Here is a 15,928-nt window from a genome sequence, read left to right on the forward strand (position 1 = left end):
AAGAGAAAGGAATCAACTAACCTGTGTCGCCTCCAGAAAAATCCGTCGTCGAGATAGTCGAGGTTATCCGTCGCTCAGAGCAAGGTGTGACTCATCCATTTATTTGTCGGGGTGACGACGATAATTCGTATTTCGTAAAAGGGGTTGGTGCAGGCAGAGACAGTCAGATCAAGGAATGGATCGCGGGCAATCTTGCGCTAACCTTTGGTATACCCGTAGCGCCATTTAGCATCGTTTACGTGCCTGAAGAATTAATCGAATTACTTTCAGTCGAACATGCTCGTGATCTTGGTACTGGGCCAGCTTTCGGCTCAGTTGAGCAAATGGTGACGGAATTGTCGTACTCTCAAATTAGCAGCATCTGCCCGGAGGTTAGGCGCGCCGTCCTGTTTTTTGACTGGTGGATTTTCAATGCAGATCGCATGCTGACAGAGAGCGGGGGAAATCCGAACCTTTTTTGGGGGCCCGATACCCAGCGCTTAGTGGTCATTGATCATAACCAAGCTTTTGATTCAGAGTTCTCTAACGAAGATTTCTTTAAACTTCATATATTTAAAGATTGCGCACCGGGTATCTTCGATGACTTATTAGAACGAGACCACTATACTTTGAGAGCAGAGCAGGCTCTTCACAACTGGCAGTCCATTGTGAATCGTATTCCAGAAGAATGGCTTTATAGCGACCAGGAAATGACGATGAAAACCAACCTGAACCTGGACTTACTGCTTGAAAATCTTCAACGCTTTAACAACGGTGATTTCTGGAGCAGGAAATGACTAGGTTCGCTTGTCAATACGCCATAGTGCGATTTATGCCTTACATCGAAACCGGCGAGTTTGCCAATGTTGGTGTATTGTTGTGGATACCAAAAACACGCCACTTGAGCTTCAAATTATTGCGTCGAAAATACGCCCGGATTACCCAGTTTTTTGAAGAGCTGGACAAAGCCGTTTACCTGAAAACCATGGCTAATATAGAGGCAGAACTGTTTAGAATTCAAAGCATGCTGCTTCACAACACAACCACCGAGTTTAGTGGTCACGGTATGGAATACGGCTTCCATAAAGGCATCTTCGACGAGCTGATTCGTCCCAGAGAAACCATCGCGCGATTCAGCGAGCGGCGCAGCATTCTTTCTGAAGATCCACAAAAAACCCTGCAAGAGTTATTCAACTATTACGTTGGCCGGAACTTTGTAACTAGGGAATACCAGGAAACTATTCTGGAAAAAGGTATCAAAAAACTACTTGAACAAAGCAACCTGGCTCGCCACTTTTCAAAACGGAAGGTTGAAGATCACCTATACAGCGTCACATTCCCCTTTGTCGAACAAGACGACGACAAAGCGACTAAGGTTATAAAACCGCTATTTCTCGGGCAAGCGGATTCTACAGCGATTATTGAGCACGGCGATCACTGGAAGCTCAAGGTGAACCAGCTGAGGAAACGTAACTTGCTTCATGGCCCGGTTTTGTTCCCGGTTAAAGGGCCTGAAGACGTTTCCTCTGCAGACATCAGGTTCCAGGCATTCGAAGAAGCGCGGGATTCTCTGGCAGACGATGCCATTGAGGTAGTGCTATACACTGAAAAAGCCAAAATTCTGGAGTTCGCCGCTCATTAGTCGTTAAGCGCCACTTCAAGCTCCGCTGCTGGCCTGGTTTTGTTTGGAATACTGTTTAAAATTTTCCGCCTGCTCAAAAACCTCTTTGTACACCTCATCACGGTCTACCGGCGGGTAGCCGTGTTTTGCCAGCAGCAGAATCAGGCCAACTTTTAATTCCGCCTTGATGTCCTCGCGCTGGTTCCAATCGGTGTACTTCACCTTTTCCTGCACCACCACTTTCACCGCTTTCGCCAAAGGTAACAGCTTGTCTTCGGCATAGCTGAAGTCGTACTTGATGGCCAGATCTTTCAAAATGTCGTAAAAGGCTTTCTCTTCAAGATCAATGCCCAGTTCCTCAAAAGAACCGAGTTCCTGCTTCAGCGCCTGAATCAAATCCATGTAGCGGTCGATGATGGTGTCGGTGAAATCTTCCAGAACATGGCTGACTAACACATCGTCTTCCTTGCGCTCGTTGTAGTGCTCCACCAAGGCTTTGAGTTTCTTAGAAAAATCCACGCCCTTGGTTTTATTTACCTTTTTGAAGTCATCAATGGCTTTTGCCAACAACTGTTGTAGCAGCTTGATTTTGGTATTCGGTAGTTTGATCTTGTCGATTTTGGCCAGGTAATCGTCATCAAAAATGTCAGTTTCGCCCTGGCTCTCGCTGCCCATTTTGAAAATCTCTTCCACACCGTCACTTTTCAGCGCTTCGGCGACCATCTGCCGCACCTTGGCATTCATCTGAGCGCTGTCTGGCGCATTGCCACGGGTCAGTTTGAACACAATGGCGCGCACCGCCAGGTAAAAATGAATCTGGTCACGCTCACCCTGGCTAACACTCTCCGAGCCGCTGCAAATGTCGTAAGCCGCTTTCAGGCGCTTCACCAGATGCATAAAACGTTTTTCAAACTTGTCGGTGGTCTGGGCAAACTCGGCCGCTCTGTTCAGGCAGTGCAGCTGCTCCAAGGGGCTGCCGTGGTAATAGGGTTGGCTGTCGAACGGGTGAAACAGTTTGTCGAGCAGGTCGAGGTGGTCTTTCACCACCACAATGGACTGATTGATCTCTTCAATATTCTGCTGATCCGCTTTGTTGTAGTGCGCCAGTGCCAGATTCATCTGCTTTTTGATGCCAATGTAATCCACCACCAGGCCCTTATCCTTGCCCTCAAACTTACGGTTGACCCGGGAAATGGTCTGGATCAGGTTGTGGCGTTGAATGGGCTTATCAATGTACAAGGTGTCCAGAAACGGCACATCGAACCCGGTCAGCCACATATCCACCACAATGGCGATTTTGAAGTTGGATGTGGCGTCTTTGAACTGAGTGGCCAGATCCTTGCGGTAGTCTTTGCTGCCCAGCAGGTCGTAAAGCTCTTTTTCGTCATCCTGGCCCCGAGTCATGATCATTTTGACCCGCTCCAGAGGTTTGAGCGCCTTTCTTGCCTGGTCGCTCAAATCTGTTCCAGCTTCACACACCAGTACATCGTTCCAATGGGGCCGCAAGGCAATCACTTCCTGAAACAACGCCCAGGCAATATCCCGTTTGCTGCACACAAACATCGCCTTGCCCTTAACCGATGACCCCTCTTCCACTCGCCGATCATAATGGTTCACAAAATCCAGCGCCAAAGCCCGCAGTCGGTCCGGGTCGCCCAGAATGGCGTTCATCTGCACGCTGGCCTTCTTGCTTTCCTCAATCTGATAATCACTGGCGCCGTCGTCGGCACAGCGCGCGTAATAGGCTTCAATTTCTTCCAGCTTGCCGTTATCCAGAATTACCTTGGCCGCACGGCCTTCGTACACAATGCGCACGGTGATCTCGTCGTGCACCGATTCGGTCATGGTGTAGCTGTCCACCACCTCGCCAAACACATCCAGCGTGGCATCAATGGGGGTACCGGTGAAGCCTACGTAGGTTGCGTTGGGCAAAGAGTCGTGCAGGTATTTGGCGAAGCCGTAGGTGCGCTGCACGCCTTTCTCGGTTACGCGTACTTTCTGATCCAGGTTGATCTGGCTGCGGTGAGCCTCGTCGGAAATCACAATAACGTTGGTGCGGTCCGTGAGTAATTGGGTGTCTTCAGTGAATTTATGAATGGTGGTCAGAAACACCCCGCCACTGCTGCGGCCCTTGAGCAGCTCGCGCAAATTGGCACGACTTTCCACACTCACAACGGCTTGGTCGCCAACGTAGTTTTTGGCGTTGGTAAACTCGCGGGACAATTGATCGTCCAAATCGGTGCGGTCGGTAATCAGCACAAGCGTAGGGCTTTCGAAAGCCAGGCTTTTCATCAGCAAGCGCGCCAGAAACAGCATGGTAAAGCTCTTGCCGCAGCCGGTTGCGCCAAAGTAGGTGCCGCCCTTGCCGTCGCCTTCAGGCTTTCGGTGTTGCAAAATATTGGCATACAGCTTATTCGCGGCGTAAAACTGCGGGTAACGACACACCACTTTTACTTCCTGCTTGGACACATCCGGAAAGTAAATAAAGTGACGAATCACCTGGCGCAGCCGATCCTGATTGAATAGGCCCTCAATCATGGTGTGCAGGCTATTGATGCCATCCTGCCCAATGGTTTCGTTGCCGGTTACCTTGCGCCAGGTATAGAAAAACTCATAAGGCGCAAACAACGAGCTCATCTTGCTGTTGACCCCGTCGCTGATCACGCACAAGGCGTTGTACTTCATCAACTGGGGAATGTCCCGGGCATAGCGGGTGGTCAGTTGCTCGTAAGCATTGTGAATGGTGGCCTCTTCCCGCACTGCACTCTTGAACTCGAACACCACCAGCGGCAGGCCGTTTATATAAAGAATCGCATCGGGAATGCGCTTCTCGCTGCCGGTGATCTCCATTTGATTCACCAGCTTGTAAATATTCCGCGGGCCACCGTAGTTTTCCGGCACTTCCGCCGCCAGCGTGAGCACTTCCCCCTCACGGGGCAGCCGCATCTCGGCCAGACCCTGGTAATCAATCAGTTGGATATACAGATCTTTGCGGCTACGGTCTTCCCGTTTCAACAAGAAGCCGTCCGCGACCATTTTATGAATGGTTTTGTTGGATTCGTACAAATCCAATGCAGGCAGGCTTTCCAACCGGCGAATAATTGAAGCAATCTCCGCCCCGGTAATGTGATCAGCTGCGTAACGCTGTGTCAGAAACGCTGCTAAATCGGGTTTAATCAGCACATCGGAAGGTTCACGTACCAGCGAAGAACCGACGCAATGGGGGTAACCCTGAGCCTGCAGCAGTTCGATGATGGCTTGTTCCAGCCGTGCCTCATTAAAGCCCATTATTTACTCCGTGAAATTAACTCATTACCACGCGACTAAGCCGCCACCACAGAAACACGTCCTGGTGTTACCGTATGGCGGTCGGAACCGATGACAATCTGCACGTCTCGGCCCAGACGCGTGAGGCAGTCCAGCATTTTTGTTTCACTGATACCCCGAAACTTGCCATTTAACAAATTTGAAAGCTTCGGCTGGCTCAGATCCAAAATCTTGCAGGCCTCCGTCTGTGTCCATTGCTTAGCGCTGATAATGTTGCGAATTTGTGTCGCCAGCTGTGCTTTTATCAGCATTTCATCTGCATTGGTAAAGCCCAGATCTGTATAGACGTTGGTGCTTCCTTCTTCAATCATGGTCACTTTTCACCCCCTCGGCGTGTTCTTTCGCCGCTTTGCTACGCTCCACCACCTCCAGAACTCCTGCCCCACCAAACCCCTTTAAGGGCCTGGCTTTGTCGTGCTTTTCGCCGGCCTGCACCAGATGCAGAGCAAAGCCGAATACGTCTTGTACATCATTTGGCATGGCCACCAGGTCTTTTTTGGCTGATCCGATCCACATTAATTTTTTTGGTTGTGAGTTCATGAAAACTATACCTATTTTGGTATAGCTTGCAAGGCGGTTTTTATTGGATTGTCAGACGTGTGGTGGCTTTCTGCTGACAGCGAAGTAAAAGTTGTCCGCCTTCAATTAATTACTACATGAATCAGTGCAGCTTGCTCGAGATAAGACGGTTCAAGCTAACACCAGATTCAGCGGCCTGGATTACAAGCGAACGATGTGTGTCTGGCGGGACTCGCACCATAAATTTCCCACTGAATGACTTTGTAGCAATGGGCTGGGGTATATCCTGAGTCTCTTCCTGAAGATCTTTGATGCAATCCCGTACCAACTTACGAATACCCTTGAGGGCTTTTTCGGGTGTTTCTTCCAGCCAGCTTAAGCTCGGGAACTCAACGCACAAACCCACATGCTCTTGATCCTCTTCTGACCAAGTCACTCGGTATGTATATCGATCAATCGTTTTATCCATTTTTTACCTCCAGTCGTTCAACAGCCTGTAGCACCTGCTTCACTTGATAGGCCTTAGCTTTGCCTTTGGCATTCTGAATATTGACTCGCGGGTCGCCAAGCCATGGCGTCTTGTAGACCCTGTGACTGGACCCAGATTGTCGTGGCTCGCCGAAATACAGATCGCACACTTTGCACAAGTCAGAAAAGCGAACCCCTTTCGGGTTGTCTCGCATGGATTTGAGGAGATCGTCGAGTTTTACCATAGAAAAATAGTATCATTATTGATACCAAAGTCAACAAGGCAGGCCTCATCCTCGTTGCTAAAACTCAGGCTGTCACAAAAAATTCAAGGCTGTAATGCTGAACATCGTAGGTTTTGCCGTTGCCGGCAGTTGTCCGAAAGTTCCGGACAACTGCATTAGCAATCAACTACCTCTCTTCAAACAGGATGTTTGGGCTCCGCAAATTCGGTTGCGACTACATAACTTCAGCAAGTTGCGCTTCCGCATCCGGGACGCGGAGTTCGCCGGAGAGAAGTTTGGGAAGGAGGGTGTCGCGGAGCTTTGTAACCTCTTCGATATTCTCAGAGACGGATAGCACCTTTGAATATACCGCTTTTGCTTGCTGATTAAAGGCGTTCAGCACTCCCAAGTTCGGTACCAAAAATGGAATCGGCCGAAAGTTCTTTTTGCTGATCTCCATGAAGGTGCTTCCGTTGGCGCGATCCGTTATCTGCCACATATTGAAATAGGCCCATGAAAGCAGATACATGGCACCGTAACTGTCATTCGGCAACATAGCGATAATTCCCTGATTCACGGAAACTGGAATATTGCTGATGGCCAAATAACCAATAGGCGCCCTTGACGACATTAGCACTACGCCAGCGGGCAGCTGGCCGGATGTGATCTTTTGAACGCCAGCGTCGGTCAAATAGCGCTCTGTACGCGTCACGACAATCGAGTCGAGTCTCGACATATCTTTTGGAGTGCAGAACGCATGAACGCCGTCATCCCAGAAAATGGGGTTTTTAGTGCTGGGAGTGCCGCCGCCCATTATCTCGACTTGCTCGCCGACAGTGCTAATCTCCCAGCCCTCAGGCACCCATCCCATTTCCTCCGTTAACACAAACCGATCCGGGAACTGCTGTTGAATGGCGGCAGGCAGGGGTCTGCGCTGGTCACCCAAAGCTTTGCGGGCTTCGGCGCGGGCGTGGAAAGGCTCGGGGATGGGGTTGCCGGCGGCCAGGGCATTGTCGATCACCGGATCGAAGTCGACGAACCAGCTTTTGAACAGGGCTTGGGCCATGGTCTCCAAGGTGGTGTTCATTTGATGGTTTAGATCGATTTTAGCGTCAAGACTGCTAAGAACGCTGGCGATATGCTTCTGGATTGCCAGCGGTGGCAGAGGGATTTCTAACTGAGAGATTGCCCTACCAGTCAAATGCTGAATTGTGGTTCCAGTGAAATAGAGAGCAAGAATTCCGGTTCGGTAAGCTTCCGTGAACCAATAGTGAAGGTAATAGTTATTGAGACCTTGTAATGGCCTAATTCGGTGCAGCGCTTTTTGAATTTTCATACCGGGAATGTGATCTTTCCATATTGCGCAGCGGCCGGGTTCACCGCCCTCGCAAACAATCAAGTCACCAGATCTCAGGCCATAACGATCATGTTCATTTTTCTCAAATCGCATTTCAGCAAGATCATCTAGGTCGAAACTTCCCCAACGGACATTCTTGTTGCCGAGGTAGGGATAAAGTTCGCCACGATTCTTCGCTTTGTCGAGCATCTTCCCCAGGCAAGAATCAACATGGTCACCTAGCCGCACTTTGGGCCACTCACTCCCCATAACCTAACCCCTCCAAATTCTCCCGAATCACCGCATCTAACCGTTCCGCTTCCGCCATCTGCTGATAAAGAGTCTGGCTCAGTTCCGCCATTTTCACTTCAAAAAGAATGCCATCATCTTCAATCGCGGCGGCGCCCACGTAACGGCCGGGGGTAAGCGCGTAGTCGTTAGCTTTGATGTCAGCCAGAGCGGTGGCTTTGCAGAAACCGGGTAGGTCTTCATAACCGCCGTCTTTGGCTTCGCCCCGCCAGGCGTGGTAGGTGCGGGTAATTTCGGCGATGTCGTCGGCGGTGAGTTCTTTGTGGGTACGGCTGATCATGGAACCCATGTTACGGGCGTCGATGAACAGGGTTTCGCCTTCACGGTTGCGGTGATTGCTGTCGCTGTGGCCGGCAATGGCCTGCGCTTTTTTGTTCTTGGTAACGAACCACAGGCACACCGGAATCTGGGTGGTGTAGAACAATTGGCCCGGCAGGGCGATCATGCAGTCCACCAGGTCGTTTTCAATCAACTTCTGGCGAATGACGCCTTCGCCGCTGGTGTTGGTCGACATGGAACCGTTGGCCATAACAAAACCGGCGGTACCCTGGGCAGACAGCTTGGACACCATGTGCAGTATCCACGCGTAGTTGGCGTTGCCGGTGGGCGGCGCATCGTAACCGGCCCAGCGCGGGTCGGTGCTGAGCTCGTCCGCGCCGCGCCAGGCTTTCATGTTGAACGGCGGGTTCGCCATGATGAAGTCGGCTTTCAAATCCGGGTGCTGGTTTTTGAAGAAGGTGTCCGCGGGAACATCACCGAGGTTGCTGGCAATGCCGCGAATGGCCAAGTTCATTTTCGCCAGTTTGTAGGTGGTAGCGGTGTATTCCTGGCCGTATATGGAGATGTCTTTCTGGTTGCCTTCGTGGTTGCGCAAAAACTTCACGGACTGCACAAACATGCCGCCGGAACCGCAACAGGGGTCGTAAATTTTGCCCTGATAAGGCTCGATCATTTCCGCCAGCAGATTAACGATGCACTTGGGGGTATAGAATTCGCCGCCGCCCTTGCCTTCGGTGGCCGCGAATTTACCGAGGAAGTATTCGTACACCCTACCAACCAGGTCTTCTTCATTACCATCTGGCCCGGCACTGCTTTGGTCACTCACAGTGGCGATGTTATTGATAGAATCAATCAGCGCCGCCAGCTTGCTGACTTCCAGCCCCATGCGGGAAAAGTAGTTATCCGGCAATGCGCCTTTTAATGACGGGTTCAGCTTTTCAATGGCATAGAGTGCAGTGTCGATTTTTATCGCGATGTCGTCTTGCTTGGCCTGTTTTTGCAGGGTGTTCCAGCGGGCGTGCTCTGGCAGGTAAAACACGTTTTTCATGGTGTAAAACTCCACCATGTCTACGTAGGCTTCTTGCCCCTCAGCAATCAGCGCCTGCTTGCGGGCTTCGAACTTGTCACTGACGAATTTGAGGAAGATCAGGCTCAACACTACGTGCTTGTACTCCGACGACTCCACCGTGCCGCGTAGCTTGTCGGCGGTGTCCCAGAGGCTTTGTTCGAAGGTGCGGGTGTTCTTTTTTACGGAGGAAGACTGCTTGCTCATGAACTGCCTTTATTTACGGACGCGGTATTAAGACGCGTTAGCAACGGTTCGAATAGTGGGCAGTATGATAGCGCTTACCGGGAGTTTGGCCTAACTCTCTGCTGAACTCGCCGCTGGCAATAGAGAAACAAGTCTGCGGATGAGGAGATCACCCGCAGACTTGCCTGCGCGCTGTAGCTTAGCCGTCAATACGAGCTAGCTTAAGCGTCAATACTGGATAGCTTAGCGGTCAATGCGGGATATTTTAGTGCCTTCAATACTCAGCCCGGCCATCAGGCCCTGCTGGCTGAAGATAAACGCATAGGCATCGTCTTTCAGCGACGAGGTCGACAGGTTTCTAGCCACGCCTTCGTCAACCAGAACCACTGTCGGGCCAACGCCAATTTCCCAGCCGTTGGTTTTCTCAAGATAAGACACGGCGGCATCCGTCATCAGAAACACTGCGTACGCGTACGACTGTGCACCAGCCTGCAAGCCCCAGGAACCGGTGATGGAATTGTAGTAATCAGCTACCGCCGAGCCTTTCAATAGCACGCCTTCGCCATAGCTGCCGCCAAATACCAGGCCGGCTTTTACGATATTGGGGAACACCAAAATACCTTTGGCACTTTTTGATAAAGTTTCAGCCACCGGATGCACTTTATACAGTGTATCTAACGACTGCATTGCATTGCGGTCAAGATCTTCAGCGCTTGCCGCCAGCGCCGGATTCGCAACGATCATTGCCATGGCGGACGTCAGCGCGAATACAAATCCAAAAAAGGTTTTACCCAAACGATTCATGACACAGCCCTCCTGAGTGTTCACCAAACTATAGATCTTTTGGCTGAAAACTAACCGTTAAAGCTGGGACACATTGCCTTAATCATCGATTGACTTGCCTTAACCATCGATTGAATAAGCGGCTATTCGCGACAGTTGACTGTAAGGCAGGCCGGTTTCTCCGTGCCAGGCATTGAACGCCTCCTGCACCTGATACAGGCCTTTTTTACTGCTCGTTGATGCATCCAGAAGCTTGGCCTGGCGCAGCACCTGAATGACATCGTTGGACATAATAAAGCCGTCCCAGCCCACCCGGCGCAGAAAATACTGGGCGCTGTTACCGCCTAGGCGCGAACCGTGGCGCTTGAACCACAGCAGCAATCCGGCTTGGTCAGACGACGGCCACTGACGTAGAAACGCACCAAAACTGCCATGCTCGTGCACCGTGTCCATAATCATGCGGGCGTTTTCCGGCACCGTGCGGATTTTTTGCAGGTTGCGCACAATGCGTTCGTCGCAGGCCAAGGTTTCCAGCACGTCCGGCGGCACCTGCTGCCAGTAGGCCGGCACAAAGCCGTGAAAGGCGGCTTCAAAATCCGGCCATTTTTTGTCAATCACCCGCCACACGAAACCCGCTTTGAACACACAGCAGGTCATTTCTGCCAAATAGCGATCGTCACTGCGCTGCTCCAGCGCGCTGGCCGGTGGCGGCGTGGGTAACCGGGCGTTTAACTCTTCAACGCCACCTTTGCGCGCAATCGCGCGCTCATGAATTTCTGAAAAGCGCATAGCGTCTTGTCTTTTGGGGTGTGAATGGGTTGTTGAAGATTAATAGGTCATTCATTTAAGACTGACCTAACTCAATTTCGACTGGCCCTTTTTCAACTACTGTGAGGGCGAACAACTCAGAAATCGAAGTCCCACCTAGCTGGGCAAAGGTAAAACGTTCACAGCCGGGATCGGGATCTTTCATTGGCTCTATTTATCGCTGTTGATATGGATAAAGGAGAACGACTGTGAGCAATAAAAACCATCCCCCGAAAACCCCTTCTGACGATTTTTCAAATCCTGTCAATCTCTCTCCAAATAACGCTTCAAATAATCCGGAACACGATCTGGCAACGCGGTTTCCTACCGCCTACACCATTTTGTTTCTGCTGATTATCTTTGTGGCTGCGTTGACCTGGATTATACCTGCTGGCCAATACGACCGGGTGACGAACGAAGAGGTCGGCCGCGACGTGGCCGTGCCTGGCACCTACAAGGCTGTTGAGGCAAACCCTCAGGGTTTCGTGGACATAATGCTAGCGCCCACAGCCGGGTTTTATGATCCGGACAGCTACGTGGCCAACGCGATAGATGTTGCCCTGTTCGTCATTTTCCTGGGTGGCTTTCTGGGTGTAATGAATGCCACCGGCGCCATTGATACCGGCATACGCAGCGCTATGCGCCACCTCAAGGGCCATGAAATCTGGATGATTCCAATATTAATGACCCTTTTTGCCATCGGCGGCACAACCTATGGCATGGCCGAAGAGACCTTGGCTTTTTATGCCATTCTGATTCCGGTCATGATGGCCGCCGGATACGATGCTGTCACCGGGGTCGCCATTATTCTGGTGGGTTCCGGTATCGGCGTGCTGGGTTCCACCATCAACCCGTTTGCCACCGTTATCGCCGCCAATGCAGCCGACATTCCGTTTACCGATGGCATTGTGGTGCGTTTTATTCTGCTGGTTGGCGGGCTGCTTATTTGTGCCGCGTATGTGATGCGTTACGCAATGCGCGTTAAAGCGGATCCATCCCGCTCTGTTGTCGCCAAACAATGGGATGCTCACCGCCGCCTTTTCCTCCGCAAGCAGCATGACGGAGTTGATGATTCCACCCTCGACAAAACCCAGATTGTCGCCCTGCTGATTTTCGCTGCAACCTTTGTGTTTATGATCTGGGGCGTGTCTTCACAAGGCTGGTGGATGGCCCGCATGGGCGCGCTGTTTTTTGGCTCGGCCATTGTGATCGGTATTATTGCCCGCCTTGGCGAGAAAAAACTGACCAATAGCTTTGTCGATGGCGCCCGTGACCTTCTGGGTGTTGCGCTGGTGGTCGGACTGGCCCGCGGCATCGTGGTTATGATGGACCAGGGCATGATTGCCGACACCATTCTACACAGCGCCGAAAACTCTCTTGGCGGGCTGCCCGAGCTTGCGTTTATCAACCTGATGTTCTGGATTGAAGTGGGCATGAGTTTCTTTGTGCCGTCGTCTTCAGGCCTGGCCGTGTTGTCTATGCCGATTCTTGCACCGCTGGCGGACTTCGCCAATGTCGGGCGCGACCTGGTTGTGACCGCTTTCCAATCCGCCAACGGTCTGGTCAACCTGATCAACCCCACCTTCGCCGTTGTCATTGGCGGCCTGGCGATTGCGCGAGTGTCTTACGACCGCTGGCTCGTGTTTATCTGGCCCTTGTTGCTGATTCTTACAATTTTCATTTCGGTGGTCATCAGTGCTGCGGCATTACTTTGACATCTTTCGAAGTAATGACGAAGCCATACACATTGGGGATTAACCATGTCTGAACTAACACTTGGCGTGCATTCTGAAGCCGGAGCACTGCGGCAGGTTATTGTCTGCCGCCCTGGTCTGGCTCACCGCAGGCTGACACCGTCTAACTGTGATGACCTGCTATTTGACGACGTGTTCTGGGTAAAACAGGCTCAGAAAGATCATGACGTATTTTCCGAGCTTATGCGTTCACGGGGTATTGAGGTTTTAGACGTCAACGAACTATTGGCAGAAACTTTAGACATACCCGAAGCCCGCAAATGGATTCTCGATCATCGAATCACCTGGAACGATATCGGAGTCGGGATGATTTCCGACCTGCGCGCATGGATGGACGAGCTTCCCGGCGCCAAGCTTGCGGAATACCTGATGGGTGGCCTGGAAGTGGCCGACTTGCCCTTTGACCCAACCGGTCTTTTTGGTAACCACCTGGGGCACTACGGATTTGTGCTGCCGCCATTGCCAAACTTTCTTTTCACCCGCGATAACAGTGCCTGGATCTACGGTGGTGTCACACTTAACCCCATGCACTGGGCCGCGCGGAAACCCGAAACCCTGCTGATGGCCGGCATTTACCGTTTCCACCCGAAGTTTGCTGGAAAAGCAGACGTGCTTTGGGGCGACCCTACCAAGAATCATGGCCTGGCAACGCTCGAAGGCGGCGACATCATGCCCGTGGGCAATGGCACCGTGCTGGTGGGAATGGGCGAGCGCTCATCACCACAAGCCGTAGGGCAACTGGCCAACGCTTTGTTTGAAAAAGGCACCGCAGAGCGGGTGATTGCCTGTCAGATTCCGAAATCCCGCACCTCCATGCACCTGGACACCATCTTCACTTTCTGCGGCGGCAATGTGGTTACAGCGTTCAAGGAAGTAGCGGACGAAGTGATCTGCTATGACTTGCGCGCCGGTGAGGGCAAAAAACACCTGTCTTTCCGCCAGGACTCACGGCCGCTGTTTGATGTGGTGGCCGAGGTTCTTGGCTACAAATCCCTGGAAGTGGTTCCAACCGGTGGCGACGACCCGGCCGAGCGCGAGCGTGAGCAGTGGAATGATGGCAACAACGTGCTGGCCATAAGTCCGGGCGTGGTGATTGGCTACGACCGAAATGATGACACCAACGCGGCACTCAAAGCGGCGGGGATCGAAGTGTTGGCCATACCCGGCGCCGAACTGGGCCGTGGTCGGGGCGGCGGACGCTGCATGAGCTGCCCCACGATTCGTGACCCCATCTGACCGGAAAGGACAAAGACCATGGCTTTTAACCTGAAGAATCGGCACTTCCTGACCTTGCGGGACTTCTCCCCCCGGGAGATCAGCTTTCTGCTTAAGCTGTCGACCGATCTGAAAGCGGCGAAATACGCCGGCACCGAGATACCGCAGCTTGTCGGCAAAGAAATTGCGCTTATCTTTGAAAAGAACTCCACCCGCACACGAGTGGGGTTTGAGGTGGCCGCTTACGATCAGGGCGCCCGGGTCACCTACCTTGGGCCCTCTGGAACCCACATCGGCCACAAGGAGTCGGTAAAAGACACGGCTCGAGTACTGGGCCGGGTTTACGATGCCATCGAGTACCGCGGCTTCGGCCAGAAGATTGTCGAGGAGTTGGCCGAATATGCCGGTGTACCGGTCTACAACGGCCTGACCGACGAGTTCCACCCAACACAAATTCTCGCTGACTTTTTAACTATGCAGGAGCATGTTGAGAAGCCGCTGCACCAGGTCGCCTACGCTTTTCTTGGTGACGCCGCCAACAACATGGGCGATAGCCTGCTGATCGGTGGCGCCAAGATGGGCATGGATGTGCGCCTGTGTGCACCCAAAGTCTGCTGGCCTCAGCAATCCATTCAGGACGAAGCCCAGGCGATCGCGCGGGGAACCGGTGCCCGTATTACCATTACCGAAGATGTGGATACGGCGGTGGCCGGGGTCGACTTTGTCTACACCGACGTTTGGGTGTCTATGGGCGAGCCGAAAGAAAAGTGGGGCGACCGGATAAAACTGTTGATGCCCTACCAGGTGAACGCGGCGGTGATGGAAAAAACTGGCAACCCCCGTGCCCGCTTCATGCACTGCCTGCCGGCGTTTCACAATACCGACACCATCGTTGGCAAAGAAATCCAGGCAGAATTCGGAATCAGTGCCATGGAGGTAACCGATGAGGTTTTCGAAAGCCCGGCTTCGATTGTTTTCGACCAGGCGGAAAACCGTATGCACACCATCAAGGCGGTGCTGGTAGCCACCCTTGGGGCCTGAGTCTGGCGCGGATTGCTGAAAAAGGACACACACCATGCTGATTGTTGCAGCACTGGGCGGTAACGCCCTGTTGAAACGCGGCGAACCACTGACCGCCGAAGCCCAGCGCACCAATGTTCGAAAAGCCGCGACATCTCTGGCGGAACTGGTGCGCGCCGGGCACCGGCTGGTGATTACCCATGGTAACGGCCCCCAAGTGGGCTTGCTGGCGTTGCAGGGCGCCGCCTATAAGCCTGAAGAAGCCTACCCGCTGGATGTTCTGGGTGCCGAAACCGGAGGTATGATCGGCTACATGATTGAGCAGGAACTGGAAAATGCTCTGGGCCATGATCGCCCGGTAGCGACCCTGCTTACCCAGGTTGTTGTAGATCCGAACGATCCTGCCTTTGCCAATCCGACCAAATTTATTGGCCCGGTGTACGATAAAGCAGAAGCGGAATCCCGCGCCGCGGCCGCTGGCTGGCAGATCGCAGCCGATGGCGACAAGTGGCGCAGGGTAGTGCCCTCCCCTGCACCCAAAGAAATTCCGGATATGCGCGTACTGAAACTGCTGCTGGATCAAGAGGTGGTCATAATCTGTACCGGAGGTGGCGGCATTCCGGTGCTGCGTCGCAACGACGGCAGCATGACCGGTGTTGAAGCGGTTATCGATAAAGATGCTGCCAGCGCGCTGCTAGCACGAGAGTTGGGCGCCGACGCGCTCCTGCTGCTGACCGACGTGGATGCAGTCTATCGTGACTTTGGTAAACCCACTGCCGCTCCGGTTCGCACCGTTACACCGGCCGAGGCAAGAACGCTGGACGTTCCCGCTGGGTCCATGGGGCCGAAGGTAACGGCGGCCTGCGACTTTGCAGATACCGGGGGCATTAGCGGCATTGGCCGGTTAGAAGATGCGCTTGCCATTCTGGAGGCGCGTGCGGGAACACTCATCACAGGGTCAGCCACTCACAACTGTTAACTGTTCAGGCGCTTCGTCATGTTGAATCAAGCTATTCCAGGCTCAGATCAGGGTAG

At 52.7% G+C, this 15,928-nt stretch carries 14 protein-coding genes; 6 read left to right on the top strand and 8 right to left on the bottom strand.

What is annotated here, in order from left to right; genetic code table 11:
• Positions 1-23 precede the first annotated feature (23 nt).
• Together MELB17_RS05390 and MELB17_RS05395 are read left to right on the top strand one after the other, a co-directional pair.
• Positions 24-776, top strand: coding sequence for a HipA family kinase (locus tag MELB17_RS05390; protein ID WP_007349132.1), 753 nt, complete (start codon positions 24-26; stop codon positions 774-776).
• Positions 773-1,621, top strand: coding sequence for a DUF3037 domain-containing protein (locus MELB17_RS05395; protein WP_036183646.1), 849 nt, complete (start codon positions 773-775; stop codon positions 1,619-1,621). The genes MELB17_RS05390 and MELB17_RS05395 overlap by 4 nt, the downstream gene beginning before the upstream one ends.
• 15 nt (positions 1,622-1,636) lie before the next feature.
• On the opposite strand, the gene MELB17_RS05400 is transcribed toward MELB17_RS05395, so the two are convergent.
• The 8 genes from MELB17_RS05400 to MELB17_RS05440 form a co-directional block, all read right to left on the bottom strand.
• Positions 1,637-4,888, bottom strand: a complete 3,252-nt coding sequence (locus MELB17_RS05400; RefSeq protein ID WP_007349134.1) for a type I restriction endonuclease subunit R — start codon at positions 4,886-4,888, stop codon at positions 1,637-1,639.
• A gap of 35 nt (positions 4,889-4,923) precedes the next feature.
• Positions 4,924-5,244, bottom strand: a complete 321-nt coding sequence (locus MELB17_RS05405; protein ID WP_198136449.1) for a helix-turn-helix domain-containing protein — start codon at positions 5,242-5,244, stop codon at positions 4,924-4,926.
• On the bottom strand, positions 5,231-5,467 hold the full coding sequence (locus tag MELB17_RS05410; protein ID WP_198136450.1) for a type II toxin-antitoxin system RelE/ParE family toxin: 237 nt from the start codon (positions 5,465-5,467) through the stop codon (positions 5,231-5,233). Before MELB17_RS05410 ends, MELB17_RS05405 begins: the two co-directional genes overlap by 14 nt.
• A gap of 121 nt (positions 5,468-5,588) precedes the next feature.
• Positions 5,589-5,915, bottom strand: coding sequence for a type II toxin-antitoxin system HicB family antitoxin (locus tag MELB17_RS05415; RefSeq protein WP_007349137.1), 327 nt, complete (start codon positions 5,913-5,915; stop codon positions 5,589-5,591).
• Positions 5,916-6,373: 458 nt separating this feature from the next.
• Positions 6,374-7,684 carry a restriction endonuclease subunit S gene (locus MELB17_RS05425; protein ID WP_264673214.1) on the bottom strand — a complete coding sequence of 437 codons (1,311 nt, stop codon included), beginning with the start codon at positions 7,682-7,684 and terminating at the stop codon, positions 6,374-6,376.
• A gap of 49 nt (positions 7,685-7,733) precedes the next feature.
• Positions 7,734-9,335 carry a type I restriction-modification system subunit M gene (locus MELB17_RS05430; RefSeq protein WP_007349140.1) on the bottom strand — a complete coding sequence of 534 codons (1,602 nt, stop codon included), beginning with the start codon at positions 9,333-9,335 and terminating at the stop codon, positions 7,734-7,736.
• Positions 9,336-9,557: 222 nt separating this feature from the next.
• A complete protein-coding gene (locus tag MELB17_RS05435; protein ID WP_227498817.1) occupies positions 9,558-10,064 on the bottom strand; it encodes a YSC84-related protein in 507 nt (168 codons plus the stop codon).
• 153 nt (positions 10,065-10,217) lie between these two features.
• Positions 10,218-10,886 carry a DNA-3-methyladenine glycosylase I gene (locus tag MELB17_RS05440; RefSeq protein WP_007349142.1) on the bottom strand — a complete coding sequence of 223 codons (669 nt, stop codon included), beginning with the start codon at positions 10,884-10,886 and terminating at the stop codon, positions 10,218-10,220.
• Positions 10,887-11,113: 227 nt separating this feature from the next.
• Here MELB17_RS05440 and MELB17_RS05445 point away from each other — a divergent pair, with 227 nt between their 5' ends.
• Genes MELB17_RS05445 through arcC form a run of 4 tightly spaced genes read left to right on the top strand, consistent with a single transcriptional unit; the run spans position 11,114 to position 15,872 of the window.
• Complete coding sequence (locus MELB17_RS05445; RefSeq protein WP_007349143.1) at positions 11,114-12,619, top strand: YfcC family protein; 1,506 nt, start codon at positions 11,114-11,116, stop codon at positions 12,617-12,619.
• A gap of 45 nt (positions 12,620-12,664) precedes the next feature.
• Positions 12,665-13,894: an arginine deiminase gene (locus MELB17_RS05450; RefSeq protein WP_007349144.1), complete on the top strand. Its 1,230-nt coding sequence runs from the start codon at positions 12,665-12,667 to the stop codon at positions 13,892-13,894.
• A gap of 18 nt (positions 13,895-13,912) precedes the next feature.
• On the top strand, positions 13,913-14,914 hold the full coding sequence (locus tag MELB17_RS05455) for an ornithine carbamoyltransferase (RefSeq protein ID WP_007349145.1): 1,002 nt from the start codon (positions 13,913-13,915) through the stop codon (positions 14,912-14,914).
• Positions 14,915-14,948: 34 nt separating this feature from the next.
• Positions 14,949-15,872 carry a carbamate kinase gene (gene arcC / locus MELB17_RS05460; RefSeq protein WP_007349146.1) on the top strand — a complete coding sequence of 308 codons (924 nt, stop codon included), beginning with the start codon at positions 14,949-14,951 and terminating at the stop codon, positions 15,870-15,872.
• Positions 15,873-15,928 lie beyond the last annotated feature (56 nt).

The organism is Marinobacter sp. ELB17 (assembly GCF_000169375.1).
Lineage (GTDB): Bacteria > Pseudomonadota > Gammaproteobacteria > Pseudomonadales > Oleiphilaceae > Marinobacter.